Source organism: Micromonospora sp. NPDC005686 (assembly GCF_042871665.1).
GTDB lineage: Bacteria > Actinomycetota > Actinomycetes > Mycobacteriales > Micromonosporaceae > Micromonospora.
In genome coordinates this window covers 573,710-596,610 of the sequence record NZ_JBIAIY010000002.1, presented here as the reverse complement: position 1 = coordinate 596,610, position 22,901 = coordinate 573,710, and the positions used below count along the sequence as shown (strand labels likewise).

The following is a 22,901-nucleotide window of genomic DNA, read 5'->3' as shown; positions in this document are numbered from 1 at the left end:
GCGGGCCGGGCGCCCAACGGGCGAGCACCTCAGCCCAGCACCTCGGCGGCCAGCACCCGGGCGGCGCCGATCGTGGCCGCCAGTTCCTCGGGGGTACGCCCCACCGCGCCCAGCAGTGCCTGCGCCCGCTCGGCGAACTCCGGCGGCGCTCCCGGCAGGTGCCCGGCCGAGGCGATCATGCCCTTCTCGTTGACCAGCCATCGTCCGGCCCGGCCGTGCAGCGCGTGGACGAGCACCCCGACCACCCGGAACAGGCAGCCGGCCACGTAGCCGGAGTCACCTCCGGCCGCGCCCTTCGCGGCGCCGTCGAGCAGCAGCCCGGCCTCCCAGCCACCGGCGACCAGCGCGGCGCCGAGCGCGGGCGGGTAGTCGACGGTCTCGGCCCGCAGCGCGGTCAGCTCGCCGGTCGGGTCGCCGAGCACCCGCCCGAGCGCCACCTCCCCGGCGTACGCGTGCGAGTAGAAGCCGAGCGGGTGCCCGGCCTGCACCTCGACCCTGTAGCGGCCGGCCCGGCAGTCCGCCCAGACCCGGTGCACCCGGTCCAGGTCGCGGTAGATCCAGTCCACGGGCACGCCGCCGACGCGCAGCCAGCCGCCACCGTCGACCCACGGCCCCCAGCCGCCCGGGGCGGTGAGGTCCACCGGCCCGTCGGCGACCGAGGCGGCCACCGCGCGCAGCCCGGCCAGGTCGGGCTCACCGCGGTAGTAGAGGCCCAGGTCCCAGTCGGAGTCGGGCCGGTGGTCGCCGCGGGCGCGGCTGCCGCCGAGCGCCACCGCGACCACGCCGTCCACCGCGCACAGCCGCTCGGCCAGGTCCTGGCCGATCACCCGACGTCCCAGACCGGCTCCGGCGTCTCCACCACGTCGCCGTCGCCGCGGAACAGCACGAACCGGTCGAAGGTGCGGGTGAACCACCTGTCGTGGGTCACCGCGACCACCGTCCCCTCGAACGCCGTCAGGCCGGCTTCCAGCGCCTCGGCCGAGGCCAGGTCGAGGTTGTCGGTGGGCTCGTCGAGCAGCAGCAGCGTGGCCCCGGACAGTTCCAGCAGCAGCACCAGGAACCGGGCCTGCTGCCCGCCGGAGAGCGTGCCGAACCGCTGGTCGCCCTGCGCGGCCAGCTCGTACCGGGACAGCGCCGCCATGGCCGCGTGCCGGTCCATGCCGGCCCGGTGGTCGTCGCCGCGCCACAGCACCTCGACGAGCGTCTTGGCCATCAGCTCCGGCCGGTCGTGGGTCTGCGAGAAGTGTCCCGGCCGGACCCGCGCGCCGAGCCGGACCACGCCGCCGTGCGCGACGGGCGCGAGCGCGGCGGCGCCGTCGACAGGGGTGTTGCCGGGCTCCGGGTCGGTGCCGCCCCGGGCCAGCAGGCGCAGGAAGTGCGACTTGCCGGTGCCGTTCGCGCCGAGCACCGCGACCCGGTCGCCGTACCAGAGTTCCAGGTCGAAGGGGTACGTCAGGCCGTCCAGCTCCAACTGTTCCGCGATCACCGCGCGTTTGCCGGTCCGCCCGCCGGTCAGGCGCATCCGGATGTCCTGGTCCTTCGGGGGTACGGGCGGCGGCCCGGCCTCCTCGAACTTGCGCAACCGGGTCTGCGCGGCCTGGTAGCGGGAGGCCATCCCGGCGTTGTACGCGGCCTTCTGCTTGTACATCAGCATCAGCTCACGCAGTTTCTGGTGCTCCTCGTCCCAGCGTTTGCCCAGCTCGTCGAGGCGGGCGTGCCGGGCAACCCGGGCGGAGTGCCAGCTCGCGAAGCCGCCCGGGTGCACCCAGGCGCTGCCGCCCTCCACCGCGACCACACGGTCGGCGGTCTGCGCCAGCAGTTCCCGGTCGTGCGAGACGTAGAGCACGGACTTGCCCGACTCGCGTAGCCGCGCCTCCAGCCAGCGCTTGCCGGGTACGTCGAGGAAGTTGTCCGGCTCGTCGAGCAGCAGCACCTCTTCCGGGCCGCGCAGCAGCAACTCCAGCGCGAAGCGCTTCTGCTGGCCGCCGGAGAGCGTGCGTACCGGCCGGTCCCGGGCGCTGTCCCAGGGCAGGCCGAGCACGATGGTGGTGACGGTGTCGAAGAGGACCTCCGCTTCGTACCCGCCGGTCTCGCCCCAGACGGCCAGCGCCTCGGCGTACGCGAGCTGGGTCTTGCCGGCGGCGGAGCTGTACTTGCCGCGGACCTCGGCCGCCCGCATGGCCGCCTCGGTCTCGGCGAGCCGCAGCCCGGCGTCGCGCAGCGCCGGCGGGGCGAGGGAGAGCGCCATGTCGGCGAGCGTGGAATCGTCCCCGATCATGCCGATGAACTGCCGCATCACGCCGAGACCGCCGGAGCGGGCGATCGCGCCGGTCTTCACCGGCAGGTCACCGGCGACCATCCGCAGCAGCGTGGTCTTGCCGGCGCCGTTCGGACCGACGAGCGCCACCTTGGCGCCCTCACCGACCCGGAACGACACGTCGCTGAACAGCTCACGCCCGTCCGGGAGGATGTGCCCGACTCCTGCCACGTCCACGTATCCCACGCGGGCATCCTGCCCGAGCCGGGCCGGTGGGCGACACCGGATTACCGGGTGACGCGCAGTACCCGGTAGCCCTTCTGGCTGGCGTGCCGTTCGACTGACCAGCCCTGCTCGGCCAGCCAGCGGTGCAGCGAGTCGCCGCCGAGGTGCCGGGCGACGACGAGCCAGGCCACGCCGTCCGGGGCGAGCCGGGGCAGCCAGCGCAGCAGCAGGCCGTGCAGTTCCGGCTTGCCGATGTGGATCGGCGGGTTGGACCAGATCTGGGTGAAGGTGACGTCGTCCGGCAGTTCGTCCGGCGCGACGGCGCGTACCCGCTCGGCGGCGCCGACCCGGGCCGCGTTGGCGGTGGTGAGGGCGCGGGCGCGCTCGTTGACGTCCACCGCCCAGACGGTGGCCTTCGGTGCGGTGGTGGCCAGGACGCAGGTGATCGGGCCGAAGCCGCAGCCGATGTCGAGCAGCGCGCCGGTGACGTCGGCGGCCGGCAGTTCGGCCTTGCGCAGCAGCACTGCGGTGCCCGGGTCGAGCCGGTCGGCGGAGAAGACGCCGCCGGCCGAGGCGAGCGTGTAGTCGCGCCCGGCGACTGTGAACTCGACCTCGCGCGGGCGGGCCGGGGTCGAGGGCTCAGCGGTGAAGTAGTGGTCGCCGGTCACGCCCGCATTCTCGCACCGGGCCGCAGCGGTTCCGGCGACGGTGTCACGGGCAGGGTCCGACGCCACTCCGCCAGAATTTCCCGATATTACCCCTGAAAGGGACAATCAGTCTTACTCTATGCCACATGGTGTACCGGTACGAGTCCGATGAGGACGCCTTCCTGGAGTACCCGAAGCCCGGGTCGGCCCCGAACGGGCCCGCAGCCACGACGCCCCCGCCCGCGGGTCCGTCACGCTCCCGCTTCCCCACGCCGTCGCTGCCCCCGCCGCCGCGCCCCACCGCGCAACCGGCGCTGCCGCCGGCCGGCCCCGACGAACAGGCCGGCCCCGACGAGCAGGCGGCCGACGACCGCGCCCCGATGCCGGCGCCACCGGCCCCGGCACCCACACCCGGACGCCCCGCGCCACCGCGGGAGCCCTCCCCGGTGCCGCAGCCCGCGCCGCCGATGCCGGCGCCCGTACCGGCCGCGGCGAACCGGCAGACGGTGCCGATCCAAGCCAGCCCGACCGCCCGCGCCGCCGCCTCCGAGCCGTCCCGGACCCGGCGCACCGAGCGCCGCGGCGGCGGCCGGTTCTGGCAGACGCTCGTCGGCGGCGCCGCCGTACTGCTCCTGCTCTCGCTCACCGGGCTCGCAGTCGCCGCACTGCTGGACGAGCGCACCGCCACGCCGCCCGCCGCCCAGCCCACACCGCAGCCGACCGAGCCGAGCACGCCGTCCGGCGGCACCGACCTGGACTCCCGGGACACCGACCAGGCGTCACTCACCGCCAATGAGGTCTTCCCGTTCAAGGACGTGGTGGTCGCCGACGAGAAGCCGGCCTACCGGGTGCTGAAGACCCAGGCCAGCACGAAGTGCCAGGTCGCGGCCACCGGCGAGATCGCCGACCTGCTGGTCCGGCTCGGCTGCAACCAGGTCGTGCGGGGCACGCTCCGCTCCCCCGACGGCGACCACCTGATCACCGCCGGTCTGTTCAACCTCACCGACGTGGCCACCGCCCAGCGGGTACGCGACCGCATCCGGCCGCTGCTCGACGCGCGCCAGGGACGGTTCCGTGGCATGGCGGCGGGCGACGGCACCGAGGCGGTGGAGAAGGCCGCGGCCCGGGTCGCCTGGCAGGTACGCGGCCACTACGTCGCCTACTGCCTGGTCACCCGCGCCGACGGCGAGCGCCTCCCGAGCGACGACGCGACCGCCCGCGAGATCATGTACGACCTGGTCGAGCTGCACCTCAACCGGGGTGTGCTGGACCGCCGGGTGGCCACCGGAACGGCCGGGCAGCCCGACGCGGACTCGGCCGACGACAGCGCCGGTCAGCGGGGCACCGACTGAGCCGCGCTCAGCCCTCGGCCACCGGCACCCGCAACCGGCGGGTCTCCTCGGCGCGCCGGGCGTACTCGGCCGGGTCGGCCGGGTAACCCACCTCGACCAGGGCGAGGCCGTGCGCCGGCGCCACGGTCACCTCGCTGGAGCGTTCACGGCGGGTCAGCAGCCCGGCCGGCCACCGCACCGGCCGCCGACCGTCGCCGGCCACCAGCATCGCCCCGACCAGGCTGCGCACCATGTTCTGGCAGAACGCGTCGGCCTGCACGGTGGCGACCAGGATCCCGTCCGGATCACGCCGCCAGTCCAGCCGGGTCACCTCGCGCAGCGTGGTGGCGTTCTCCTTGCGCCGGCAGTACGCGGCGAAGTCGTGCTCCCCCACCAGCCCGGCGGCGGAGGCGTTCAGCGCCGCCAGGTCCAGCGGCTTCGGCCAGGCCAGAGTGTCCCGGCGGCGCAGCGGCTCGGCGCCCCACGGGGCGTCGGTGACCCGGTACTCGTAGCGCCGGAACGTGGCCGAGAACCGGGCGTCGAAGTCGGCCGGCACCTCGGTCATCGCGCGTACCCGGGCGTCGGGCGGGAGGAGCCGGGCCAGCCGGCGCAGCAACCGCCCCTCGTGCTCCCGCCACACCGCAGCCGGGAGATCGAGGTGGCAGACCTGCCCGGCGGCGTGCACCCCGGCGTCGGTACGCCCGGCCACTGTCAGCCCGGTCGCCGTGCCCGCGCCGAGCACCAGATCCAGCGTCTGCATGAGCACGCCCGCCACGGTGCGCCGGGTCGGCTGGGGCGCCCAGCCGGAGAAGTCGGTGCCGTCGTACGAGACGTCCAGCCGCAGCCGGATCCGCTCGTCCACCTCGTACCTCCTGTCGACGGCGACGGGCCCGGCACCCCCGAGGGGATGCCGGGCCCGGTCGAGCCTGATCTCAGGCCTTGTCGTTCTCGGTGGCCTCGTCGCTGTCCTCGCGGGCGGCGGCGGTGTCACCGGACGCCGAGACCGGCGCCTCGGCGTCCTGGTCGTCGGCGCTGGAGCGCGGGGTCTCCTCGGCCGGGGCCAGGGCCTCGACCTTGTCCTGCTGCGCGGCCTTGCGGGCGGCGGTCTTCTTGTTCGCCTTCGGCTCGGCGACCTGAAGCTCCTCCACCAGCTCGATGATCGCCATCGGAGCGGCGTCACCCTTGCGCGGACCGGTCTTCACGATCCGGGTGTAGCCACCGTTGCGGTTGGCGTACCGGGGCGCGATCTGGTCGAACAGGGCGTAGACCACGTCCTTGTCCTTGACGACGCCCAGCACCCGGCGGCGCGAGGCGAGGTCGCCGCGCTTGGCCTTGGTGATGAGCTGCTCGGCCAGCGGACGCAGCCGCCGGGCCTTCGTCTCGGTGGTCTGGATCTTGCCGTGCTGGAACAGCGCGGTGGCCAGGTTGGCCAGCATCAGCCGCTCGTGCGCGGGGCTGCCGCCGAGGCGGGGGCCCTTGGTGGGCGTGGGCATGCTTGGTGCTCCTCAGGTATGGCGGCAGCGCGGACTAGAGCTGCTCGGTCTCGCGGTAGTCGTCGGTGTCGTAGTCGGCCTCGCCGAAGGCGTCCACGACGTGCGCCGGGTCGAAGTTCGGAGCCGAGTCCTTCAGCCCCAGGCCCATCCCGGCGAGCTTCATCTTGACCTCGTCGATCGACTTCTGACCAAAGTTGCGGATGTCGAGGAGGTCGGCCTCGGTACGCCCGATGAGCTCACCAACGGAGTTGATGCCCTCGCGCTTGAGGCAGTTGTAGGAGCGGACGGTCAGGTCCAGCTCCTCGATCGGCAGGGCCAGGTCCGCAGCCAGCTGGGCGTCCTGCGGGGACGGCCCGATGTCGATGCCCTCGGCCGTCTCGTCCAGCTCGCGGGCGAGCCCGAACAGCTCCACCAGCGTCGAGCCGGCCGAGGCCAGCGCGGTACGCGGGCCCATCGACGGCTTGGTCTCGACGTCGATGATCAGCCGGTCGAAGTCGGTGCGCTGCTCGACACGGGTCGCCTCGACCCGGTACGTCACCTTGAGCACGGGCGAGTAGATCGAGTCGACCGGGATCCGGCCGATCTCGGCGCCCGCCTGCTTGTTCTGCGCCGCAGTGACGTAGCCGCGACCCCGCTCGACGGTCAGCTCCATGTCGAGCCGGCCCTTGCCGTTGAGGGTGGCGAGCTTCAGATCCGGGTTGTGCACCGAGACACCGGCCGGGGGCTGAATGTCACCGGCGGTCACGTCGCCCGGGCCCTGCTTGCGCAGGTACATGCTGACCGGCTCGTCGTGCTCGGAGCTGACGCACAGCTCCTTGATGTTCATGACGAGCTCGACCACGTCCTCCTTGACCCCGGGGATCGTGGTGAACTCGTGCAGCACACCGTCGATCTTGATCGAGGTGACAGCCGCACCCGGGATGGACGACAGCAACGTACGCCGCAGCGAGTTGCCCAGGGTGTAGCCGAAGCCGGGCTCCAGCGGCTCGATGGTGAACCGGGAGCGGGTCTCGTTGATCGACTCTTCGGAGAGAGACGGTCGCTGGCTGATGAGCATCTTTTCTCTTCTCTTCCGGGGCGCCCGCTATTTGACGCCCACGACACAACTGTTCCGGTGGCCCGCCCCGGAGAGCGGGCCACCGCAACGAGCCCTTACTTGGAGTAGAGCTCGACGATCAGCTGCTCCTGGACCTGGGTGTCGATCACCTGACGGGCCGGGAGCGAGTGCACGAGGATCTTCATCTGGCTCGGGATCGCCTCCAGCCACGCCGGGACGGTCCGCGAGCCGGCCTCACCCTGTGCCACCAGGAACGGGGTGAGTTCCTTGCTCTTCGCACGCACCTCGACGATGTCGTGCTCCTTGACCCGGTACGACGGGATGTCGACCTTCTTGCCGTTCACCGTGAAGTGACCGTGCTTGACCAGCTGACGGGCCATGTCCCGGGACTTGGCGTAGCCGGCCCGGTAGACCACGTTGTCCAGCCGCGACTCAAGGATCTGCAGCAGGACCTCGCCGGTCTTGGCCTCCTTGCTCACGGCCTCTTCGTAGTAGCCGCGGAACTGCTTCTCCAGCACGCCGTAGACACGACGGGCCTTCTGCTTCTCACGGAGCTGGAGCAGGTACTCCGTCTCCTTCGTGCGGCCGCGGCCGTGCTGCCCGGGCGGGAACGGCCGGGACTCGAACGGGCACTTCGGACCATCGCACTTGCTGCCCTTGAGGAACAGCTTCATCTTCTCCCGCCGGCAACGGCGGCAGTCAGCACCGGTGTAACGAGCCATCTCTCTCTAACCTCTCAGACCCGGCGACGCTTCGGCGGACGGCACCCGTTGTGCGGCTGCGGCGTGACGTCGGAGATCTGCCCGACCTCGAGGCCCACTGCCTGCAGCGAACGGATGGCGGTTTCCCGGCCGGAGCCGGGACCCTTGACGAACACGTCGACCTTGCGCATGCCGTGCTCCATCGCGCGGCGCGCGGCGGCCTCGGCGGCGAGCTGCGCGGCGAACGGAGTCGACTTGCGGGAGCCCTTGAAGCCCACCTGGCCGGAGGAGGCCCAGGAGATGACCGCACCGGTCGGGTCCGTGATGGACACGATGGTGTTGTTGAAGGTGCTCTTGATGTGCGCCTGCCCGTGGGCGACGTTCTTGCGTTCCTTGCGCCGGACCTTCTTGACGGCGGCTCCGGCACGAGCCTTCGGTGGCATAAGTCTGTGCGCTCCTAGTTACTTCTTGCCGGGCTTCTTCTTGCCGGCCACGGTCCGCTTCGGGCCCTTCCGGGTCCGCGCGTTGGTCTTGGTGCGCTGGCCACGCACGGGCAGACCACGGCGGTGCCGGATACCGGCGTAGCAGCCGATCTCGACCTTGCGGCGGATGTCAGCGGCGACCTCGCGGCGCAGGTCGCCTTCAACCTTGTAGTTGCCCTCGATGTGGTTCCGGAGCTCGACGAGCTCCTCGTCCGTGAGGTCCCGAACGCGCTTGTCCGGCGAGATGCCGGTCGCGGCGAGCGTCTCCAGGGCGCGGGTGCGACCGACCCCGAAGATGTAGGTGAGCGCGATCTCCATCCGCTTCTCGCGGGGGAGATCCACGCCGACTAGACGTGCCATGTGCGGGCGTACTCCTCGTGATGTGTGGCGGAGGTGTGGACCCGTCCCACCCCGCTACGCGACGTCCCTGTCCTTCCGGCGACGAACGCCGGCGACCGGGATGGGTCGCTGCCCGAGCGGGCCCCGGCCTCCGACCGGGGGTCAACCACGAGGGGGTACGCGCTGCGCACCCGACCGCGGCTGGGACGAGTTGGTGATGTGTGGGGCGTCAGCCCTGGCGCTGCTTGTGGCGCGGGTCGGTGCAGATGACCATGACCCGGCCGTGCCGGCGGATCACCCGGCACTTGTTGCAGATCCTCTTGACGCTCGGCTTGACCTTCACGGTTGCCTTACTTCCCATCTGGCCCGGAGCCGCGGCGGTGCGCGATCCGGACGTCGAAGACGGACACGGGTCTCCCGGCCGCCGTCAGGCTTACTTGTAGCGGTAGACGATGCGCCCGCGGGTCAGGTCGTACGGCGAGAGTTCGACGACGACCCGGTCCTCCGGCAGGATGCGGATGTAGTGCTGCCGCATCTTGCCGCTGATGTGCGCGAGCACCTTATGGCCGTTCGCGAGCTCCACCCGGAACATGGCGTTCGGCAGGGGCTCGATGACCCGACCCTCGATCTCGATTGCTCCGTCTTTTTTCGGCATGTACTCCGCTGTCCTGACGTCGGTTGCTCCGGACGGCCCACAACGTCTTACACGGGTGAACTGACCATGATCAGAAAACCCGCGCCAGCCGCGGCTCCGACTCCCACCGAAGCGCAGGGTGGGCATGGCGGAGTGGACGCTGTGCGCCGATCTGAAAGTGTACGCCGACCCGCACGCGCTCGCCAAACCGACCGGCGCGACGGTCACCCGGACGGCGCGGATATGACGCAGGTCACGTCTCCGGCAGCTCCCGCTTCGCCGCCCGGCGGGTCTCCCGCTCGACCTGCTTGCGTCGCCGCCGCTCGGCGTCCTTCTCCGGCGCCCCGGTGGCCAGCCCCTGCACGGTCTGGTAGAGCACCACGGCGCCCCACGGGCCGAGCACCCAGACCGGCCAGTAGTCGTCGACCTCGAACTCACCCTCACCGAGCTGGGAGACGAACCAGATCGCGGTGAGTATCAGCGCCACCTTCAGCCAGGGGCCCCAGACCTCCAGCAGCCAGGCGTTACGCGCGCTCAGCGCCGACCGCCCCCGGGCGGCCACGCCGCTCTCCCCGGTCGCGCGCGGAGCCGGCAGGGAGCGCTCGGCCGGCGCGGTGCCGGGCAGGTCGGTCAGCAGCGCGTCCAGCTCGCCGTAGGTCTTGGCCCCGTACGCCTGACGCAGCCGATCGTCGTACTCGTCCAGGTCGAGCCGGCCCTCGGCCAGTGCCGTTCGAAGCCGCTCGGCGGTGGCCTCCCGGTCCGCGTCGGCCGCCCGCATCCGGTTGCGCTCATCCATGGGAACCAGCATGGCACCCGATCGCCAAGGCGGCACGGTGCGCGCCGCCGATCGGGGCGGTCGGCGGTCGGCGATCAGACGGCCGGAGAGCCGACCGACGTCTGCCGCGCGGTCACCAGATCGCCCAGGCGGGCCCGGCCGCCGTCCTCGGCGGTCAGCACCCACACGCCGTCGTCCAGCAGCGCCATCGAGTGCTCGACGTGCACCGCGATCGACCCGTCGCGGGTCACCACGGTCCAGCCGTCGGACAGCTCGACCGTACGCGGCGAGCCCATCGTGATCATCGGCTCGATCGCCAGCGCCATGCCCGGCACCAGGCGCGGCCCCTTGCCGGGACGCCCGTGGTTGAGCACGTGCGGGTCCTGGTGCATCTCGGTGCCGATGCCGTGGCCGCCGTAGCCGTCGACGATGCCGTACCGGCCGCCCTTGCGGACCGCGGTCTCGACCGCGTGGGAGATGTCGGTGAGCCGGCCCTTGCCGGAGGCCGCCCCGCGCGCCGCAGCGGCGATTCCGGCCCACATGGCGTCCTCGGCCACCGCCGTCATCCGCAGCAGCGCCGGGTCGACCTCGCCGACCGGCACCGTGACCGCCGCGTCGCCGTGCCAGCCGTCCAGCACCGCGCCGCAGTCGATCGAGATCAGGTCTCCCTCGCGCAGCACCTGCTGGGGCGACGGGATGGCGTGCACCACCTGCCGGTTGACCGAGGAGCAGATCGACGCCGGGAAGCCGTGGTAGCCCTTGAACGAGGGCACGGCGCCCGCCTCGCGGATGGTCGACTCGGCGATCGCGTCCAGGTCGGCCGTCGACACGCCCGGCGCCACCGCCTCTCGCATCCGGCGCAGGGCGCGGGCGACGACCAGACCGGCGGCCCGCATCAGTTCGATCTGCTCGGGGGTCTTCAGCTGGATGTCCAGCTGGGGACGGCGCATGGCGGTGTTCACCTTTCGTCGCGCGTACGCGGAGCAGCGGGGCACGTCGCGCGTACCCCGCTGTTCGCACTCTATCCGCCGGGTGGCGGGTGGGACCTCAGCCGCCGTACGAGCGCAGTGCGTCGATGGCGCGGACGGTGACGTCCTCCACCGGGCCGGTCGCGTCGATGCCGACCAGCCTGCCCTGAGCGCCGTAGTAGTCGACCAGCGGCGCGGTCTTCTCGGCGTACTCCCGCAGCCGGGCCGCGATGGTCTCCGGCTTGTCGTCGTCCCGCTGGAACAGCTCCGCGCCGCAGCGGTCGCAGATGTCCTCCCGGCTGGTCGCGTCGAACTCGACGTGCCAGATCTTGCCGCAGCCGCGGCAGGTACGCCGGCCGGACAGCCGCCGGATCACCTCGTCGTCGTCGACGACGAGCTCCAGCACCAGATCCAGTGCGGTGCCGAGGTCCGCGAGGAGCTTGTCCAGCGCGGCGGCCTGCGGCGTGGTCCGTGGGAAGCCGTCGAGCAGGAAGCCCTCGCTCGCGTCCGGCTCGGCGAGCCGGTCCCGCACCATGTTGATGGTGACCTCGTCGGGGACCAGCTTGCCGGCGTCCATGTAGCGCTTGGCCTCGACGCCCAGCGGCGTGCCCTGGGAGACGTTCGCCCGGAAGATGTCACCAGTCGAGATCTTCGGCACCGAGAGGTGCGCGGCGACGAACTCCGCCTGTGTGCCCTTGCCCGCGCCCGGCGGGCCAACCAGAACGAGTCGCATCTACCGCAGGAACCCTTCGTAGTTCCGCTGCATGAGTTGGCTCTCGATCTGCTTCACGGTCTCCAGACCGACGCCGACCATGATGAGCACAGCGGTGCCGCCGAACGGGAAGTTCTGGAACTGCTGGTTGTCGAGCCAGATGAAGAAGAAGTTCGGCAGGATCGCGACGATACCCAGGTAGAGCGCACCCGGCAGGGTGATCCGGCTGAGGATGAAGTCGAGGTACTCGGCGGTCGGCTTGCCGGGGCGGATGCCCGGCACGAAGCCGCCGTACTTCTTCATGTTGTCCGCGACCTCGGTCGGGTTGAACGTGATCGACACGTAGAAGTACGTGAAGAAGATGATCAGCAGGAAGTAGATCGCGATGTGCTCCGGCGCGCTCGCCTTCACGATGTGGTTCTGGATCCACGCCTGGACCTTGCCCGGGTCGTTCTGATCGAAGAACTGCAGCGCGAGCTGAGGCAGGTAGAGCAGCGACGAGGCGAAGATGACCGGGATGACGCCGGCCTGGTTCACCTTGAGCGGGATGTAGGTGGACGTGCCGCCGTACATCCGCCGGCCGATCATGCGCTTGGCGTACTGCACCGGGATCCGGCGCTGTGCCTGCTCGATGAAGGTGACAGCGGTGATGACCAGCAGGACCAGGGCGATGACGAGGAAGAACATCCCCCAGCCCTTTGTGGTCTTGATCTTCCAGCCCTCGCTGGGGAGCCGGGCCGCGATCGAGGTGAAGATCAGCACGGACATGCCGTTGCCGACGCCCCGGTCGGTGATCAGCTCACCCAGCCACATCACCACGCCGGTGCCGGCGGTCATGGTCATGACCAGGATGGTCAGCGTCAGCCAGTCCGGGATGCCGGTGCCCTTGGGCACGATCGGGAACTGGTCGCACTGGTTGTTGAACAGCTGCCCGGAGCGGGCCAGCGCCACGAACGCCGAGGACTGGAGGATGCCCAGGCCCAGCGTCAGGTAGCGGGTGTACTGCGTGATCTTGGCCTGCCCGGCCTGGCCCTCCTTGCGGAGCTGCTCCAGGCGCGGGATCACCACCGTCAGCAGCTGCAGGATGATCGACGCGGTGATGTAGGGCATGATGCCCAGCGCGAAGACCGAGAGCTGCAGCAGCGCGCCGCCGGAGAAGAGATCCAGCAGGTTCAGCACGCCAGTGCTGCCGCCCTGGATCGTGTCGAGGCACTTCTGCACGTTTCCGTACGAGACGCCCGGGCTGGGCAGCGTGGCGCCCAGCCGGTAGACCGCGATGATGCCTACTGTGAACAGCAGCTTCTTGCGCAGGTCAGGCGTACGGAACGCACTGAGAAAGGCGGACAGCAACTTCTTCCTCCTGCGCGACGCGGGCCGCCGGTGACGAATCCCTGGCGGGGCGGGGTGGTGCCGGACGGAGTGTCCGGTATCCATGGCTGGGAACGGACTCTAACAGCCCGGCCCCGGTCCGGGCAGATGCGCCCGGCTACATAAACCGAATCCGATGTTACCCGGCGCACACGTCGCCGGTAGACCATGGCGCCCGCCCAGTTGCGAACAACTGAGCGGGCGCCGTGGACATCGCCTTACAGCTCCGTGACCGAGCCACCGGCGGCGGTGATCTTCTCCTTGGCCGACGCGCTGAACGCGTGCGCCGAAACCTGGAGAGACACGCCACCGAGGTCGCCGGTGCCGAGCACCTTGACCGGGTGACCCTTGCGGACCGCGCCGGCCTCGACCAGCTCGACCGGGCCGACCTGGCCGCCGTTCGGGAACAGCTCGGCCAGCCGGTCCAGGTTGACCACCTGGAACACGACCTTGAACTTGTTCTTGAAGCCCTTCATCTTCGGCAGGCGCATGTGGATGGGCATCTGCCCACCCTCGAACGCCGGCGAGATGTTCTTCCGGGCCTTGGAACCCTTGGTACCGCGGCCGGCCGTCTTGCCCTTCGAGCCCTCACCGCGACCCACACGGGTCTTGTCGGTCTTGGCGCCGGGAGCCGGACGCAGGTGGTGCACCTTGATCGTCATTACTCGACCTCCTCGACCTTCACGAGGTGGTTGACCGTGAAGATCATGCCACGGATCTCCGGCCGGTCCTCCTTGACCACCACGTCGTTGATCCGCTTGAGACCGAGCGAACGCAGCGACTCACGCTGGTTGCGCTTGGTCCCGATCTCGGACCGGACCTGGGTGACCTTCAGGCGTGCCATCAGGACGCCACCCCCGCCCGCGACGCCAGCATGGCGGCCGGCGCGACGTCCTCGACCGGCAGACCACGACGAGCCGCGACCTGCTCCGGGGACTCGAGCCCCTTCAGAGCCGCCACAGTGGCGTGCACGATGTTGATCGGGTTGGACGAGCCGAGGCTCTTGGAGAGCACGTCGTGGATACCCGCGCACTCCAGCACGGCACGCACCGGACCACCGGCGATGACACCCGTACCGGCGGAGGCCGGCTTGAGCAGCACCACACCGGCCGCGGCCTCACCCGTGATCGGGTGCGGGATCGACTGGCCGATGCGCGGCACCTTGAAGAAGTGCTTCTTGGCCTCCTCGACGCCCTTGGCGATCGCCGCGGGCACCTCCTTGGCCTTTCCGTAGCCCACACCGACGGTGCCGTCGCCGTCGCCCACGATCACGAGGGCGGTGAAGCTGAAGCGACGACCACCCTTCACGACCTTGGCGACGCGGTTGATCGCGACGACCCGCTCGAGGTGCGGGGTCTTCTCGACGGGCGCGTTTCCGCGGCCGCCCTCACGGCGGTTGTCGCGGCGACCACCCTCGTTGCCACCGGACCCGCCGCCACGGCGCTGTTGACCTGGCATCAGCAGCCTTCCTTCTCTCTCGTGACGGGGTTTCTAGAACTCGAGCCCGGCTTCGCGGGCGGCGTCGGCAAGCGCGGCGACACGCCCCGCGTACCGGTTGCCACCACGGTCGAAGACGACCTTCGAGACGCCGGCGGCCTTGGCACGCTCGGCAAGCAGGGCGCCGACCTTGCCGGCCAGGGCGCTCTTGTCGCCCTCGGCGCCACGCAGCGAGGCGTCCATGGTCGAGGCCGACGCCAGGGTGTGACCCTTGGCGTCGTCCACGACCTGGGCCACCATGTGCCGCAGGGAGCGGGTGACGACCAGGCGAGGGCGCTCGGCGGTGCCGCTGACGTTCTTGCGGACCCGGAAGTGCCGACGCGCACGCCCGACGGCACGCTTGGCGGCGACGCCGCGGCGGCGCTTGAGCAGCGTGGCGCTCACTTCTTACCTGCCTTTCCAGCCTTGCGGCGGATGACCTCGCCCTGGTACTTCACGCCCTTGCCCTTGTAGGGCTCCGGCGGACGGATCTTCCGGATGTTGGCGGCGACCTCGCCGACCTGCTGCTTGTCGATGCCGGCCACGTGGAACAGCGTCGGCTTCTCGACAGTGAAGGTGATGCCGTCCGGTGCCGGCACGAGGACCGGGTGCGAGAACCCGAGCGCGAACTCCAGGTCCTTGCCCTTGGCGGTCACGCGGTAACCGGTGCCGGCGATCTCCAGGCTCTTGCGGTAGCCCTCGGTCACCCCGACGATCATGTTGGCCACCAGCGTACGGCTCAGGCCGTGCAGCTCCTTGGCCTTGCGCTCGTCGTTGGGCCGGTTGACGTGCAGTTCGCCGTCCTCGCCCCGCTCCGCCGTGATCGGCTCGGCCAGCACGTGGCTCAGCTCGCCCTTGGGGCCCTTGACCTTGACGGTCCGGCCGTCGATCGTGATGTCGACGCCGGCAGGCACCGGGATCGACTTACGTCCAATACGCGACATTTCTACCTGTCTCCCGTTACCAGACGAAGGCGAGGACTTCCCCGCCAACGCTCCGCTTGCGGGCCTGCCGGTCGGTGAGCAGCCCCTGGGACGTCGAAATGATCGCCACGCCCAGCCCACCGAGCACCCGCGGGAGCCCGTCCGACTTGGCGTACACCCGGAGACCGGGCTTGGACACGCGCTTGATGCCGGCCAGGCTCCGCTCGCGGTTCTGGCCGTACTTCAGCTCGACGACCAGTCGCTTGCCGACGGCGCCCTCCTCGGGCTCCTCGACCAACCAGGTGGCGATGTAACCCTCGGCCTTGAGGACCTCGGCGATGTTCGCCTTGATCTTCGAGTAGGGCATCGTCACCCGGTCGTGGTACGCCTGGTTGGCGTTACGCAGACGCGTGAGCATGTCTGCGATCGGGTCGGTCATCGTCATGAAAACTCGTCAACCTTTCTCGCCGGGGTTCCCCGGGCCAGGCCCGGGGCCTACGGCGAAGAGACAGTTCAGCTGACGCGCCGGAGCGCGCCGGGCTATTACCAGGAAGCCTTGGACACGCCGGGCAGCTCACCGCGGTGGGCCATCTCCCGGATGCACACCCGGCAGAGACCGAACTTGCGGTAGACCGCCTTCGGACGCCCGCACCGCTGGCAGCGGGTGTACGCGCGAACCGAGAACTTCGGCTTCGCGGCCGCCTTGATGATCAGCGCCTTCTTGGCCATCTCAGTTCTCCTTGAACGGGAAGCCCAGGAACTTGAGCAGCGCCCGGCCCTCGTCGTCGGTCGTGGCGGTCGTGACCACCGTGATGTCCATGCCCCGCTGGCGATCGATCTTGTCCTGATCGATCTCGTGGAACACCGACTGCTCGGTCAGACCGAACGTGTAGTTGCCGTGCCCGTCGAGCTTGCGCCCGTCCAGGCCGCGGAAGTCACGGATACGCGGCAGCGCGATCGAGAGCAGCCGGTCCAGGAACTCCCACATCCGGTCGCCGCGCAGGGTGACCTTCGCGCCGATCGGCATGCCCTCGCGGAGCTTGAACTGCGCGATGGACTTGGTGGCCCGCCGGACCTGCGGCTTCTGGCCGGTGATGGTGGCCAGGTCGCGGACGGCCCCGTCGATCAGCTTGGCGTCGCGAGCGGCCTCGCCGACACCCATGTTGACGACGATCTTGACCAGCCGCGGCACCTGCATCGGGTTGGCGAACTCGAACTGCTTCTGCAGCTCGCCCACGATCTCGTTGCGGTACCGCTCCTTGAGGCGCGGCAGGGTCTTGGTTTCGGTAGCCGTGGTCATCAGAGGTCCTTACCGGTGCTACGCGCGATGCGGACCTTCTGGCCGTTGTCGTCGATCCGGTAGCCGACGCGGGTCGGCTTGCCGTCGGAGTCCAGGACCATCACGTTCGAGACGTGGATCGGGGCCTCCTGGGTGACGATGCCACCGGTCTTGGCGCCACGCTGGGTGGTGCTGATGCGGGTGTGCTTCTTGACCCGGTTCACGCCCTCGACCAGGACCTTGTCCTGCCGCGGGTAGGCCGCGATGACCTTACCCTTGGCACCCTTGTCCTTGCCGGCGATGACGACGACCGTGTCGCCCTTCTTGACCTTCACGGTCACAACACCTCCGGCGCGAGAGAGATGATCTTCATGAACCGCTTGTCCCGCAGCTCCCGGCCCACCGGGCCGAAGATACGGGTACCGCGCGGGTCCCCACCGTCCTTGATGATGACGGCGGCGTTCTCGTCGAAGCGGATGTACGACCCGTCCGGCCGCCGCCTCTCCTTGGCGGTCCGAACGACGACGGCCTTGACGACGTCGCCCTTCTTCACACCGGCACCGGGGATCGCGTCCTTGACGGTGGCCACGATGACGTCGCCGATGCTCGCGTAGCGCCGACCGGAGCCGCCGAGCACCCGGATGCACAGGATCTCCCGGGCACCCGTGTTGTCGGCGACGCGCAGTCGCGACTCCTGCTGAATCACGTCTATCTCCTATGTCTGCCGGTTCTCCGGCCGCTCGGGGCGGCCGGAGCCTGGCGGAACCTGCGCCCGACCGAGACCGGCCGAGCTCGAGCCTTCGCTACTTGGCCTTCTCGAGGATCTCCACGAGCCGCCAGCGCTTGGTGGCGGACAGCGGCCGGGTCTCCATGATCAGGACCCGGTCGCCGAGGCCGGCCGAGTTCTGCTCGTCGTGCACCTTCAGCTTGCGCGTACGGCGCATGATCTTGCCGTACAGCGCGTGCTTGACCCGGTCCTCGACCTCGACCACGATGGTCTTGTCCATCTTGTCGCTGACCACGAGGCCCTCGCGGACCTTGCGGCGGGACCGCGCGGGGGCGGTGGTGTTCTCACTCATGATGCAGTCACCTCAGTCGGCGCGGCCGAGAGACCCAGCTCGCGCTCACGCATGATCGTGTAGATCCGGGCGATCTCCCGACGGATGACCTGCAGCCGCCGGTTGTTGTCCAGCTGCCCGGTCGCGCCCTGCACGCGGAGGTTGAACAGCTCCGCCTTCGCCTCGCGCAACTTCGTGACCAGCTCCTCCTCGGAGAGCTCACGCAGCTCGGAGGGCTTGACGCCAGCTGCCATCAGGATTCACCCACTTCGCGCGTAACAATGCGGCACTTCATCGGGAGCTTGTGGATCGCGCGACGCATCGCCTCTCGCGCGATCTGCTCGTTGGGGAAGGACATCTCGAAGAGGACCCGCCCCGGCTTGACGTTGGCGACCCACCACTCGGGCGAACCCTTACCGGAACCCATCCGGGTCTCGGCCGGCTTCTTGGTGAGGGCCTGGTCCGGGAAGATCGTGATCCAGACCTTGCCGCCACGCTTGATGTGGCGGGTCATCGCGATACGCGCCGACTCGATCTGGCGGTTGGTCACGTACGCCGGCTCGAGAGCCTGGATCCCGAACTCGCCGAACACCACCCGGTTACCACCCTTGGACGCGCCACTGCGGTCCGGGTGGTGCGGCTTGCGGAAGCCCTTCGGGGGCTTGCGCGGCATCAGCATCTGTCAGCCCTCCTGCTGCGTTTCTGCCGGCTGGTTACCGACCGGAGCCGAGGCGGCCGCGGCGACAGCGCTGCTGTCGACCGGCTCACCGGCCGGCGTCTCCGCCTGCTGCGCGATGGTGGTCGCGGCAGCCCGGCCGGCCTCGGTGCCACCGGCGGTCGTACCGGACGAGCCCGAGCGGCCACGGCGCGGCCGGTCCGGCCGGTCGCCACGGTCGCGGCGCGGGCCGCGCGACGGGGCGGCCTCGGCCGGGGCCTCGCGGCCCGGGACGGCGTCGCCCTTGTAGATCCAGACCTTCACGCCGATCCGGCCGAAGGTGGTACGGGCCTCGAAGAAGCCGTACTCGATGTTGGCCCGCAGCGTGTGCAGCGGAACCCGGCCCTCGCGGTAGAACTCGGTCCGGCTCATCTCGGCGCCGCCGAGACGGCCCGAGACCTGAACCCGGATGCCCTTGCAGGCGGGGTTCTTCATCGCGGACTGCATCGCCTTGCGCATGGCACGGCGGAAGCTGACCCGGCTGGAGAGCTGCTCGGCGACGCCCTGGGCGACGAGCTGCGCGTCCGACTCGGGGTTCTTGACCTCGATGATGTTCAGCTGGACCTGCTTGCCGGTGAGCTTCTCCAGCTCGCCGCGGATCCGGTCGGCCTCCGCACCCTTACGGCCGATGACGATGCCCGGCCGGGCGGTGTGGATGTCGACGCGGACCCGGTCGCGGGTGCGCTCGATGTCGACCTTGGAGATGCCGGCACGCTCAAGGCCCTTGGACATCATCCGGCGGATCTTGACGTCCTCGCCGATGTAGTCCTTGTAGAGCTTGTCCGCGAACCAGCGGGACTTCCAGTCGGTCGAGATGCCGAGCCGGAACCCGGTCGGGTGAACCTTCTGACCCATTACTCGGCACCCTCCGTCGTGCTCTGCTCCTCAGCGGCCGGCTTGGCCGGAGCGGCCTTCTTCGCCGACTTCTTCGGCGCGGCCGGCGCGACCGCCTCGACCGCCACGGTGATGTGGCACGTGCGCTTGCGGATCCGGTACGCCCGGCCCTGCGCCCGCGGCCGGAACCGCTTCATGGTCGGGCCCTCGTCGACGAACGCCTCGCTGACGAGCAGCGCGTCGGGGTCCAGCCGCTCGTTGTTCTCCGCGTTGGCGATCGCGCTAGCGAGCACCTTGTACACCTGCTCGCTCGCAGCCTGCGGCGCGAACTGCAGCACCGTGAGAGCCTCCTTCGCGGGCAGGCCGCGGACGAGGTTGACCACCCGGCGCGCCTTCATCGGCGAGATGCGCACGTGCCGCGCAACCGCCCGCGCGCCCGGAAGCACCGGAGCGTCGCCCTTTCCTGGCATCGCTGTAACCCCTTGTTCCTCTATCCGTATGCCCGCGGCGTCAGCGCCGGCGGCTCTTCCGGTCGTCCTTCTCGTGACCCTTGAACGTGCGGGTCAGCGCGAACTCGCCGAGCTTGTGCCCGACCATGGCCTCGGTCACGAAGACCGGGACGTGCTTGCGTCCGTCGTGCACGGCGATCGTGTGACCCAGCATCTCCGGGATGATCGTCGAGCGCCGCGACCAGGTCTTGATGACGTTCTTCGAGCCCTTGTCGTTCTGCGTCTCCACCTTCTTGAGCAGGTGGTCGTCGACGAACGGGCCCTTCTTCAGGCTGCGAGGCATGTCTTATCTCCCTCAGCCGCGCTTACGCGTGGCGTAGCGGCGGCGGACGATCAGCCGGTCGCTCGGCTGGCCCTTACGACGGGTGCGGCCCTCGGGCTTACCCTGCGGGTTGACCGGGTGGCGACCACCGGAGGTCTTACCCTCACCACCACCGTGCGGGTGGTCGACCGGGTTCATGGCGACACCACGGACGGTCGGGCGCTTGCCCTTCCACCGCATACGGCCGGCCTTACCCCAGTTGATGTTCGACTGGTCGGCGTTGCCGATCTCGCCGATGCTGGCGCGGCAGCGCACGTCCACACGCCGGATCTCACCGGACGGCATACGCAGGGTCGCGTACACGCCCTCACGGCCGAGCAGCTGGATGCCGACGCCGGCCGAGCGGGCCAGCTTGGCGCCGCCCCCCGGACGCAGCTCCACGTTGTGGATGGTGGTACCGACCGGGATGTTGCGCAGCGGCAGGTTGTTACCCGGCTTGATGTCGGCGCCCGGACCGGACTCGACGCGGTCGCCCTGCTTCAGGTCCTTCGGCGCGATGATGTAGCGCTTCTCGCCGTCGGCGTAGTGCAGCAGCGCGATGCGCGCGGTGCGGTTCGGGTCGTACTCGATGTGAGCGACCTTCGCCGGCACGCCGTCCTTGTCGACCCGCTTGAAGTCGATCAGACGGTACTGGCGCTTGTGGCCGCCACCGTGGTGCCGCGTGGTGATCCGGCCGTGAGCGTTGCGTCCGCCCTTCTTCGGCAGCGGAGCCAGCAGCGACTTCTCCGGCGTGGACCGGGTGATCTCGGCGAAGTCGGCAACGCTCGAGCCACGCCGGCCCGGCGTCGTCGGCTTGTACTTACGGATAGCCATTGTCTACACCCCTCAGCTGACCGGGCCGCCGAAGGCCTCGATACGGTCACCGTCAGCCAGCTTCACCATCGCGCGCTTGGTGTCCTTGCGCTTGCCGAACCCGGTACGGGTCCGCTTGCGCTTGCCCTCGCGGTTGAGCGTGTTGACCGTCAGGACGCGGACGTTGAAGATCTGCTGGATAGCGATCTTGATCTCGGTCTTGTTGGCGTCCGGGTGCACCAGGAAGGTGTACCAGTTCCGGTTCAGCTCGCTGTAGCTCTTCTCCGAGACGACCGGCGCGACGATGACGTCACGCGGATCGGCGATCGTGCTCACTTGCCATCCTCCTCGGTGGTCTCGGCCGGCACGCCCAGGAACTCGTCCAGGGCCTCCTTGGTGAAGACCACGTCGTCGGCCACCAGCACGTCGTAGGTGTTGAGCTGGCCGGCCTCGATCAGGTGCACCCGGCTGTCCCGCGCGTTGCGCAGGTTCCGCAGCGACACCCAGTTCAGCTCGTCGGTGCTGCTCAGCACGACCAGGACCCGACGGGCCTCGGTCAGCTTGGTCAGCGTGGTCAGGGCCGCCTTGGTGGACGGCTTCTCACCCGAGACGAACGCCTCGACGACGTGCACCTGGCCGGCGCGGGCCCGGTCGGAGAGGGCGCCACGCAGGGCGGCGGCCTTCATCTTCTTCGGGGTGCGCTGGCTGTAGTCGCGCGGCACCGGGCCGTGGACCACGCCACCGCCGGCGAACTGCGGAGCGCGGGTCGAGCCCTGGCGGGCACGACCGGTGCCCTTCTGCTTGTACGGCTTCCTGCCTCCACCGGAGACCTCGCCGCGGGTCTTCGTCTTGTGCGTACCCTGGCGGGCCGCCGCAAGCTGGGCCACCACGACCTGGTGCATCAGGGCGATGTTGGCCTGCGCGTCGAAGATGTCGGCCGGCAGCTCGACGGAGCCGCTCTTGGCGCCTTCGACGTTGATGACGTCAACGGTGGTCACTTGGCCACACCGCCCTTCTTCACCCTCGCCTTGGCCGCGGTGCGGACCAGGACCAGCGCGCCCTTCGGGCCGGGGATGGCGCCGCGGACGAGCAGGAGGTTGTTCTCGGTGTCGACCGCCTGGACGGTCAGGTTCTGGACGGTGTAGCGCACGCCACCCATCCGGCCCGCCATCCGGGTGCCCTTGAAGACGCGACCCGGGGTCGCGCAGGCGCCGATCGAGCCGGGCGAGCGGTGCTTGCGCTCGACACCGTGGCTGGCGCGCAGACCGTGGAAGCCGTGCCGCTTCATCGGGCCGGCGTAGCCCTTGCCCTTGGTCTTGCCGGTCACGTCGATCACGGCGCCGGCCGGGAACTCCTCGACCGTGACCTCCTGGCCCGGCGCGTAGTCCGCGGCGTCGGAGGTGCGCAGCTCGACGATGTGCCGGCGCGGTGCGACGTCCGCCTTGGCGTAGTGCCCGGCGACCGGCTTCTTGACCTTGCGCGGGTCGATGACCCCGTACGCCAGCTGGACCGCGGAGTAGCCGTCCTTGTCGGCGCTACGAACCTGGCTCACGACGCACGGGCCGGCCTGAACCACGGTCACGGGCACAACCTTGTTGTTGTCCCAGACCTGGGTCATGCCGAGCTTGGCGCCCAGGATCCCCTTGACTTGCCTGTCCATTTGTCCGGTCCCTACAGCTTGATCTCGATGTCGACGCCAGCCGGCAGGTCGAGGCGCATGAGCGAGTCGACCGTCTTCGGGGTCGGGTCGATGATGTCGATCAGACGCTTGTGCGTACGCATCTCGAAGTGCTCGCGCGAGTCCTTGTACTTGTGCGGCGAGCGGATGACGCAGAAACGGTTGATCTCCGTGGGCAGCGGCACCGGGCCAGCGACCTGCGCCCCGGTACGCGTCACCGTCTCGACGATCTTCCGAGCCGAGGAGTCGACGACCTCGTGGTCATAGGCCTTGAGCCGGATGCGGATCTTCTGTCCCGCCATGGTGGCTTCTGTTCCTTCTCTCGA

Annotated in this window: 37 protein-coding genes; 1 reads left to right on the top strand and 36 read right to left on the bottom strand. The window is 70.0% G+C overall.

What is annotated here, in order from left to right; all coding sequences use genetic code 11:
- Positions 1 to 29: 29 nt before the first annotated feature.
- Genes ACFYON_RS06755 through ACFYON_RS06745 form a run of 3 tightly spaced genes read right to left on the bottom strand, consistent with a single transcriptional unit; the run spans position 30 to position 3,150 of the window.
- Positions 30 to 827 carry a nucleotidyltransferase domain-containing protein gene (locus ACFYON_RS06755; protein WP_355047515.1) on the bottom strand — a complete coding sequence of 266 codons (798 nt, stop codon included), beginning with the start codon at positions 825 to 827 and terminating at the stop codon, positions 30 to 32.
- Positions 824 to 2,503 (bottom strand): ATP-binding cassette domain-containing protein, encoded by a 1,680-nt coding sequence (locus tag ACFYON_RS06750; RefSeq protein ID WP_354870424.1) that lies wholly within the window; start codon positions 2,501 to 2,503, stop codon positions 824 to 826. Before ACFYON_RS06750 ends, ACFYON_RS06755 begins: the two co-directional genes overlap by 4 nt.
- 41 nt (positions 2,504 to 2,544) lie before the next feature.
- Positions 2,545 to 3,150 (bottom strand): methyltransferase, encoded by a 606-nt coding sequence (locus ACFYON_RS06745; RefSeq protein ID WP_354870421.1) that lies wholly within the window; start codon positions 3,148 to 3,150, stop codon positions 2,545 to 2,547.
- A gap of 125 nt (positions 3,151 to 3,275) precedes the next feature.
- Here ACFYON_RS06745 and ACFYON_RS06740 point away from each other — a divergent pair, with 125 nt between their 5' ends.
- Complete coding sequence (locus tag ACFYON_RS06740) at positions 3,276 to 4,481, top strand: hypothetical protein (RefSeq protein WP_354870418.1); 1,206 nt, start codon at positions 3,276 to 3,278, stop codon at positions 4,479 to 4,481.
- Positions 4,482 to 4,488: 7 nt separating this feature from the next.
- Here the strand turns inward: ACFYON_RS06740 and truA are convergent, their stop codons facing one another.
- The 33 genes from truA to rpsJ all read right to left on the bottom strand — a co-directional run bounded on the left by truA (position 4,489) and on the right by rpsJ (position 22,877).
- On the bottom strand, positions 4,489 to 5,322 hold the full coding sequence (gene truA, locus ACFYON_RS06735) for a tRNA pseudouridine(38-40) synthase TruA (RefSeq protein WP_354870415.1): 834 nt from the start codon (positions 5,320 to 5,322) through the stop codon (positions 4,489 to 4,491).
- A 70-nt stretch (positions 5,323 to 5,392) separates the two neighbouring features.
- Positions 5,393 to 5,953 carry a 50S ribosomal protein L17 gene (rplQ, locus tag ACFYON_RS06730; RefSeq protein ID WP_354870412.1) on the bottom strand — a complete coding sequence of 187 codons (561 nt, stop codon included), beginning with the start codon at positions 5,951 to 5,953 and terminating at the stop codon, positions 5,393 to 5,395.
- A 34-nt stretch (positions 5,954 to 5,987) separates the two neighbouring features.
- Positions 5,988 to 7,010 (bottom strand): DNA-directed RNA polymerase subunit alpha, encoded by a 1,023-nt coding sequence (locus tag ACFYON_RS06725; RefSeq protein WP_007073009.1) that lies wholly within the window; start codon positions 7,008 to 7,010, stop codon positions 5,988 to 5,990.
- A 95-nt stretch (positions 7,011 to 7,105) separates the two neighbouring features.
- Complete coding sequence (gene rpsD, locus ACFYON_RS06720; protein ID WP_073828936.1) at positions 7,106 to 7,732, bottom strand: 30S ribosomal protein S4; 627 nt, start codon at positions 7,730 to 7,732, stop codon at positions 7,106 to 7,108.
- A 14-nt stretch (positions 7,733 to 7,746) separates the two neighbouring features.
- Positions 7,747 to 8,154 (bottom strand): 30S ribosomal protein S11, encoded by a 408-nt coding sequence (gene rpsK / locus ACFYON_RS06715; RefSeq protein ID WP_013288613.1) that lies wholly within the window; start codon positions 8,152 to 8,154, stop codon positions 7,747 to 7,749.
- An 18-nt stretch (positions 8,155 to 8,172) separates the two neighbouring features.
- Positions 8,173 to 8,553, bottom strand: coding sequence for a 30S ribosomal protein S13 (gene rpsM, locus ACFYON_RS06710; protein ID WP_013288614.1), 381 nt, complete (start codon positions 8,551 to 8,553; stop codon positions 8,173 to 8,175).
- A 208-nt stretch (positions 8,554 to 8,761) separates the two neighbouring features.
- Positions 8,762 to 8,875, bottom strand: a complete 114-nt coding sequence (gene rpmJ, locus ACFYON_RS06705; protein WP_012184307.1) for a 50S ribosomal protein L36 — start codon at positions 8,873 to 8,875, stop codon at positions 8,762 to 8,764.
- A 90-nt stretch (positions 8,876 to 8,965) separates the two neighbouring features.
- Entirely contained in the window at positions 8,966 to 9,187 is a 222-nt protein-coding gene (infA, locus tag ACFYON_RS06700; protein ID WP_007073013.1) for a translation initiation factor IF-1, read from the bottom strand.
- A gap of 232 nt (positions 9,188 to 9,419) precedes the next feature.
- Positions 9,420 to 9,962, bottom strand: coding sequence for a DUF1707 domain-containing protein (locus ACFYON_RS06695; protein WP_387188777.1), 543 nt, complete (start codon positions 9,960 to 9,962; stop codon positions 9,420 to 9,422).
- A 74-nt stretch (positions 9,963 to 10,036) separates the two neighbouring features.
- Entirely contained in the window at positions 10,037 to 10,891 is an 855-nt protein-coding gene (gene map / locus ACFYON_RS06690) for a type I methionyl aminopeptidase (protein ID WP_355093706.1), read from the bottom strand.
- Positions 10,892 to 10,988: 97 nt separating this feature from the next.
- A complete protein-coding gene (locus tag ACFYON_RS06685) occupies positions 10,989 to 11,642 on the bottom strand; it encodes an adenylate kinase (RefSeq protein ID WP_354870402.1) in 654 nt (217 codons plus the stop codon).
- Positions 11,643 to 12,971, bottom strand: a complete 1,329-nt coding sequence (gene secY, locus ACFYON_RS06680; protein ID WP_354870399.1) for a preprotein translocase subunit SecY — start codon at positions 12,969 to 12,971, stop codon at positions 11,643 to 11,645.
- Positions 12,972 to 13,207: 236 nt separating this feature from the next.
- The gene (gene rplO / locus ACFYON_RS06675; RefSeq protein ID WP_018784561.1) at positions 13,208 to 13,651 is read right to left on the bottom strand and encodes a 50S ribosomal protein L15; all 444 of its coding nucleotides are present in this window, start codon (positions 13,649 to 13,651) and stop codon (positions 13,208 to 13,210) included.
- Positions 13,651 to 13,833, bottom strand: a complete 183-nt coding sequence (rpmD, locus tag ACFYON_RS06670) for a 50S ribosomal protein L30 (RefSeq protein ID WP_018784560.1) — start codon at positions 13,831 to 13,833, stop codon at positions 13,651 to 13,653. The genes rplO and rpmD overlap by 1 nt, the downstream gene beginning before the upstream one ends.
- Positions 13,833 to 14,447 carry a 30S ribosomal protein S5 gene (rpsE, locus tag ACFYON_RS06665; protein WP_354870395.1) on the bottom strand — a complete coding sequence of 205 codons (615 nt, stop codon included), beginning with the start codon at positions 14,445 to 14,447 and terminating at the stop codon, positions 13,833 to 13,835. Before rpsE ends, rpmD begins: the two co-directional genes overlap by 1 nt.
- 33 nt (positions 14,448 to 14,480) lie before the next feature.
- Positions 14,481 to 14,858 carry a 50S ribosomal protein L18 gene (gene rplR, locus ACFYON_RS06660; RefSeq protein ID WP_354870789.1) on the bottom strand — a complete coding sequence of 126 codons (378 nt, stop codon included), beginning with the start codon at positions 14,856 to 14,858 and terminating at the stop codon, positions 14,481 to 14,483.
- 8 nt (positions 14,859 to 14,866) lie between these two features.
- Positions 14,867 to 15,409 carry a 50S ribosomal protein L6 gene (gene rplF, locus ACFYON_RS06655; RefSeq protein WP_018784558.1) on the bottom strand — a complete coding sequence of 181 codons (543 nt, stop codon included), beginning with the start codon at positions 15,407 to 15,409 and terminating at the stop codon, positions 14,867 to 14,869.
- A 16-nt stretch (positions 15,410 to 15,425) separates the two neighbouring features.
- Positions 15,426 to 15,833, bottom strand: coding sequence for a 30S ribosomal protein S8 (rpsH, locus tag ACFYON_RS06650; protein ID WP_067301438.1), 408 nt, complete (start codon positions 15,831 to 15,833; stop codon positions 15,426 to 15,428).
- A 98-nt stretch (positions 15,834 to 15,931) separates the two neighbouring features.
- Positions 15,932 to 16,117 carry a type Z 30S ribosomal protein S14 gene (locus tag ACFYON_RS06645; protein ID WP_007465272.1) on the bottom strand — a complete coding sequence of 62 codons (186 nt, stop codon included), beginning with the start codon at positions 16,115 to 16,117 and terminating at the stop codon, positions 15,932 to 15,934.
- A gap of 1 nt (position 16,118) precedes the next feature.
- Entirely contained in the window at positions 16,119 to 16,688 is a 570-nt protein-coding gene (gene rplE, locus ACFYON_RS06640; protein ID WP_354870391.1) for a 50S ribosomal protein L5, read from the bottom strand.
- Positions 16,688 to 17,008, bottom strand: coding sequence for a 50S ribosomal protein L24 (gene rplX / locus ACFYON_RS06635; protein WP_013288626.1), 321 nt, complete (start codon positions 17,006 to 17,008; stop codon positions 16,688 to 16,690). The genes rplE and rplX overlap by 1 nt, the downstream gene beginning before the upstream one ends.
- Positions 17,005 to 17,373, bottom strand: coding sequence for a 50S ribosomal protein L14 (gene rplN, locus ACFYON_RS06630; RefSeq protein WP_007465279.1), 369 nt, complete (start codon positions 17,371 to 17,373; stop codon positions 17,005 to 17,007). The genes rplX and rplN overlap by 4 nt, the downstream gene beginning before the upstream one ends.
- A gap of 97 nt (positions 17,374 to 17,470) precedes the next feature.
- On the bottom strand, positions 17,471 to 17,746 hold the full coding sequence (rpsQ, locus tag ACFYON_RS06625) for a 30S ribosomal protein S17 (RefSeq protein WP_354870387.1): 276 nt from the start codon (positions 17,744 to 17,746) through the stop codon (positions 17,471 to 17,473).
- On the bottom strand, positions 17,743 to 17,979 hold the full coding sequence (gene rpmC, locus ACFYON_RS06620) for a 50S ribosomal protein L29 (protein ID WP_354870384.1): 237 nt from the start codon (positions 17,977 to 17,979) through the stop codon (positions 17,743 to 17,745). Before rpmC ends, rpsQ begins: the two co-directional genes overlap by 4 nt.
- Positions 17,979 to 18,404, bottom strand: coding sequence for a 50S ribosomal protein L16 (gene rplP / locus ACFYON_RS06615; protein ID WP_007465292.1), 426 nt, complete (start codon positions 18,402 to 18,404; stop codon positions 17,979 to 17,981). Before rplP ends, rpmC begins: the two co-directional genes overlap by 1 nt.
- A gap of 3 nt (positions 18,405 to 18,407) precedes the next feature.
- Positions 18,408 to 19,295 carry a 30S ribosomal protein S3 gene (gene rpsC / locus ACFYON_RS06610; protein WP_013473694.1) on the bottom strand — a complete coding sequence of 296 codons (888 nt, stop codon included), beginning with the start codon at positions 19,293 to 19,295 and terminating at the stop codon, positions 18,408 to 18,410.
- Positions 19,295 to 19,744 (bottom strand): 50S ribosomal protein L22, encoded by a 450-nt coding sequence (gene rplV, locus ACFYON_RS06605; RefSeq protein ID WP_018784552.1) that lies wholly within the window; start codon positions 19,742 to 19,744, stop codon positions 19,295 to 19,297. Before rplV ends, rpsC begins: the two co-directional genes overlap by 1 nt.
- A gap of 40 nt (positions 19,745 to 19,784) precedes the next feature.
- Entirely contained in the window at positions 19,785 to 20,066 is a 282-nt protein-coding gene (gene rpsS / locus ACFYON_RS06600) for a 30S ribosomal protein S19 (protein WP_007073032.1), read from the bottom strand.
- Between the two features lie 12 nt (positions 20,067 to 20,078).
- Positions 20,079 to 20,918, bottom strand: a complete 840-nt coding sequence (gene rplB / locus ACFYON_RS06595; protein ID WP_088998353.1) for a 50S ribosomal protein L2 — start codon at positions 20,916 to 20,918, stop codon at positions 20,079 to 20,081.
- A gap of 12 nt (positions 20,919 to 20,930) precedes the next feature.
- Positions 20,931 to 21,233 (bottom strand): 50S ribosomal protein L23, encoded by a 303-nt coding sequence (gene rplW / locus ACFYON_RS06590; RefSeq protein WP_013288632.1) that lies wholly within the window; start codon positions 21,231 to 21,233, stop codon positions 20,931 to 20,933.
- Entirely contained in the window at positions 21,230 to 21,895 is a 666-nt protein-coding gene (gene rplD / locus ACFYON_RS06585; protein WP_354870377.1) for a 50S ribosomal protein L4, read from the bottom strand. The genes rplW and rplD overlap by 4 nt, the downstream gene beginning before the upstream one ends.
- Positions 21,892 to 22,557, bottom strand: coding sequence for a 50S ribosomal protein L3 (gene rplC / locus ACFYON_RS06580; protein WP_354870375.1), 666 nt, complete (start codon positions 22,555 to 22,557; stop codon positions 21,892 to 21,894). Before rplC ends, rplD begins: the two co-directional genes overlap by 4 nt.
- Before the next feature lie 11 nt (positions 22,558 to 22,568).
- Complete coding sequence (gene rpsJ, locus ACFYON_RS06575; RefSeq protein WP_007073037.1) at positions 22,569 to 22,877, bottom strand: 30S ribosomal protein S10; 309 nt, start codon at positions 22,875 to 22,877, stop codon at positions 22,569 to 22,571.
- Between the last annotated feature and the right edge of the window lie 24 nt (positions 22,878 to 22,901).

Bases quoted from the DNA above. Each gene is read 5' to 3' on its own strand.
- ACFYON_RS06740 (WP_354870418.1), top strand. From the start codon at position 3,276: ATGGTGTACCGGTACGAGTCCGATGAGGACGCCTTCCTGGAGTACCCG.
- rplQ (WP_354870412.1), bottom strand. From the start codon at position 5,953: ATGCCCACGCCCACCAAGGGCCCCCGCCTCGGCGGCAGCCCCGCGCAC.
- ACFYON_RS06725 (WP_007073009.1), bottom strand. From the start codon at position 7,010: ATGCTCATCAGCCAGCGACCGTCTCTCTCCGAAGAGTCGATCAACGAG.
- rpsD (WP_073828936.1), bottom strand. From the start codon at position 7,732: ATGGCTCGTTACACCGGTGCTGACTGCCGCCGTTGCCGGCGGGAGAAG.
- rpsK (WP_013288613.1), bottom strand. From the start codon at position 8,154: ATGCCACCGAAGGCTCGTGCCGGAGCCGCCGTCAAGAAGGTCCGGCGC.
- rpsM (WP_013288614.1), bottom strand. From the start codon at position 8,553: ATGGCACGTCTAGTCGGCGTGGATCTCCCCCGCGAGAAGCGGATGGAG.
- infA (WP_007073013.1), bottom strand. From the start codon at position 9,187: ATGCCGAAAAAAGACGGAGCAATCGAGATCGAGGGTCGGGTCATCGAG.
- ACFYON_RS06695 (WP_387188777.1), bottom strand. From the start codon at position 9,962: ATGGATGAGCGCAACCGGATGCGGGCGGCCGACGCGGACCGGGAGGCC.
- map (WP_355093706.1), bottom strand. From the start codon at position 10,891: ATGCGCCGTCCCCAGCTGGACATCCAGCTGAAGACCCCCGAGCAGATC.
- ACFYON_RS06685 (WP_354870402.1), bottom strand. From the start codon at position 11,642: ATGCGACTCGTTCTGGTTGGCCCGCCGGGCGCGGGCAAGGGCACACAG.
- rplO (WP_018784561.1), bottom strand. From the start codon at position 13,651: ATGACGATCAAGGTGCACCACCTGCGTCCGGCTCCCGGCGCCAAGACC.
- rpmD (WP_018784560.1), bottom strand. From the start codon at position 13,833: ATGGCACGCCTGAAGGTCACCCAGGTCCGGTCCGAGATCGGGACCAAG.
- rpsE (WP_354870395.1), bottom strand. From the start codon at position 14,447: ATGCCAGGTCAACAGCGCCGTGGCGGCGGGTCCGGTGGCAACGAGGGT.
- rplF (WP_018784558.1), bottom strand. From the start codon at position 15,409: ATGTCGCGTATTGGACGTAAGTCGATCCCGGTGCCTGCCGGCGTCGAC.
- rpsH (WP_067301438.1), bottom strand. From the start codon at position 15,833: ATGACGATGACCGACCCGATCGCAGACATGCTCACGCGTCTGCGTAAC.
- ACFYON_RS06645 (WP_007465272.1), bottom strand. From the start codon at position 16,117: ATGGCCAAGAAGGCGCTGATCATCAAGGCGGCCGCGAAGCCGAAGTTC.
- rplE (WP_354870391.1), bottom strand. From the start codon at position 16,688: ATGACCACGGCTACCGAAACCAAGACCCTGCCGCGCCTCAAGGAGCGG.
- rpsQ (WP_354870387.1), bottom strand. From the start codon at position 17,746: ATGAGTGAGAACACCACCGCCCCCGCGCGGTCCCGCCGCAAGGTCCGC.
- rpmC (WP_354870384.1), bottom strand. From the start codon at position 17,979: ATGGCAGCTGGCGTCAAGCCCTCCGAGCTGCGTGAGCTCTCCGAGGAG.
- rplP (WP_007465292.1), bottom strand. From the start codon at position 18,404: ATGCTGATGCCGCGCAAGCCCCCGAAGGGCTTCCGCAAGCCGCACCAC.
- rpsC (WP_013473694.1), bottom strand. From the start codon at position 19,295: ATGGGTCAGAAGGTTCACCCGACCGGGTTCCGGCTCGGCATCTCGACC.
- rplV (WP_018784552.1), bottom strand. From the start codon at position 19,744: ATGCCAGGAAAGGGCGACGCTCCGGTGCTTCCGGGCGCGCGGGCGGTT.
- rpsS (WP_007073032.1), bottom strand. From the start codon at position 20,066: ATGCCTCGCAGCCTGAAGAAGGGCCCGTTCGTCGACGACCACCTGCTC.
- rplB (WP_088998353.1), bottom strand. From the start codon at position 20,918: ATGGCTATCCGTAAGTACAAGCCGACGACGCCGGGCCGGCGTGGCTCG.
- rplC (WP_354870375.1), bottom strand. From the start codon at position 22,557: ATGGACAGGCAAGTCAAGGGGATCCTGGGCGCCAAGCTCGGCATGACC.
- rpsJ (WP_007073037.1), bottom strand. From the start codon at position 22,877: ATGGCGGGACAGAAGATCCGCATCCGGCTCAAGGCCTATGACCACGAG.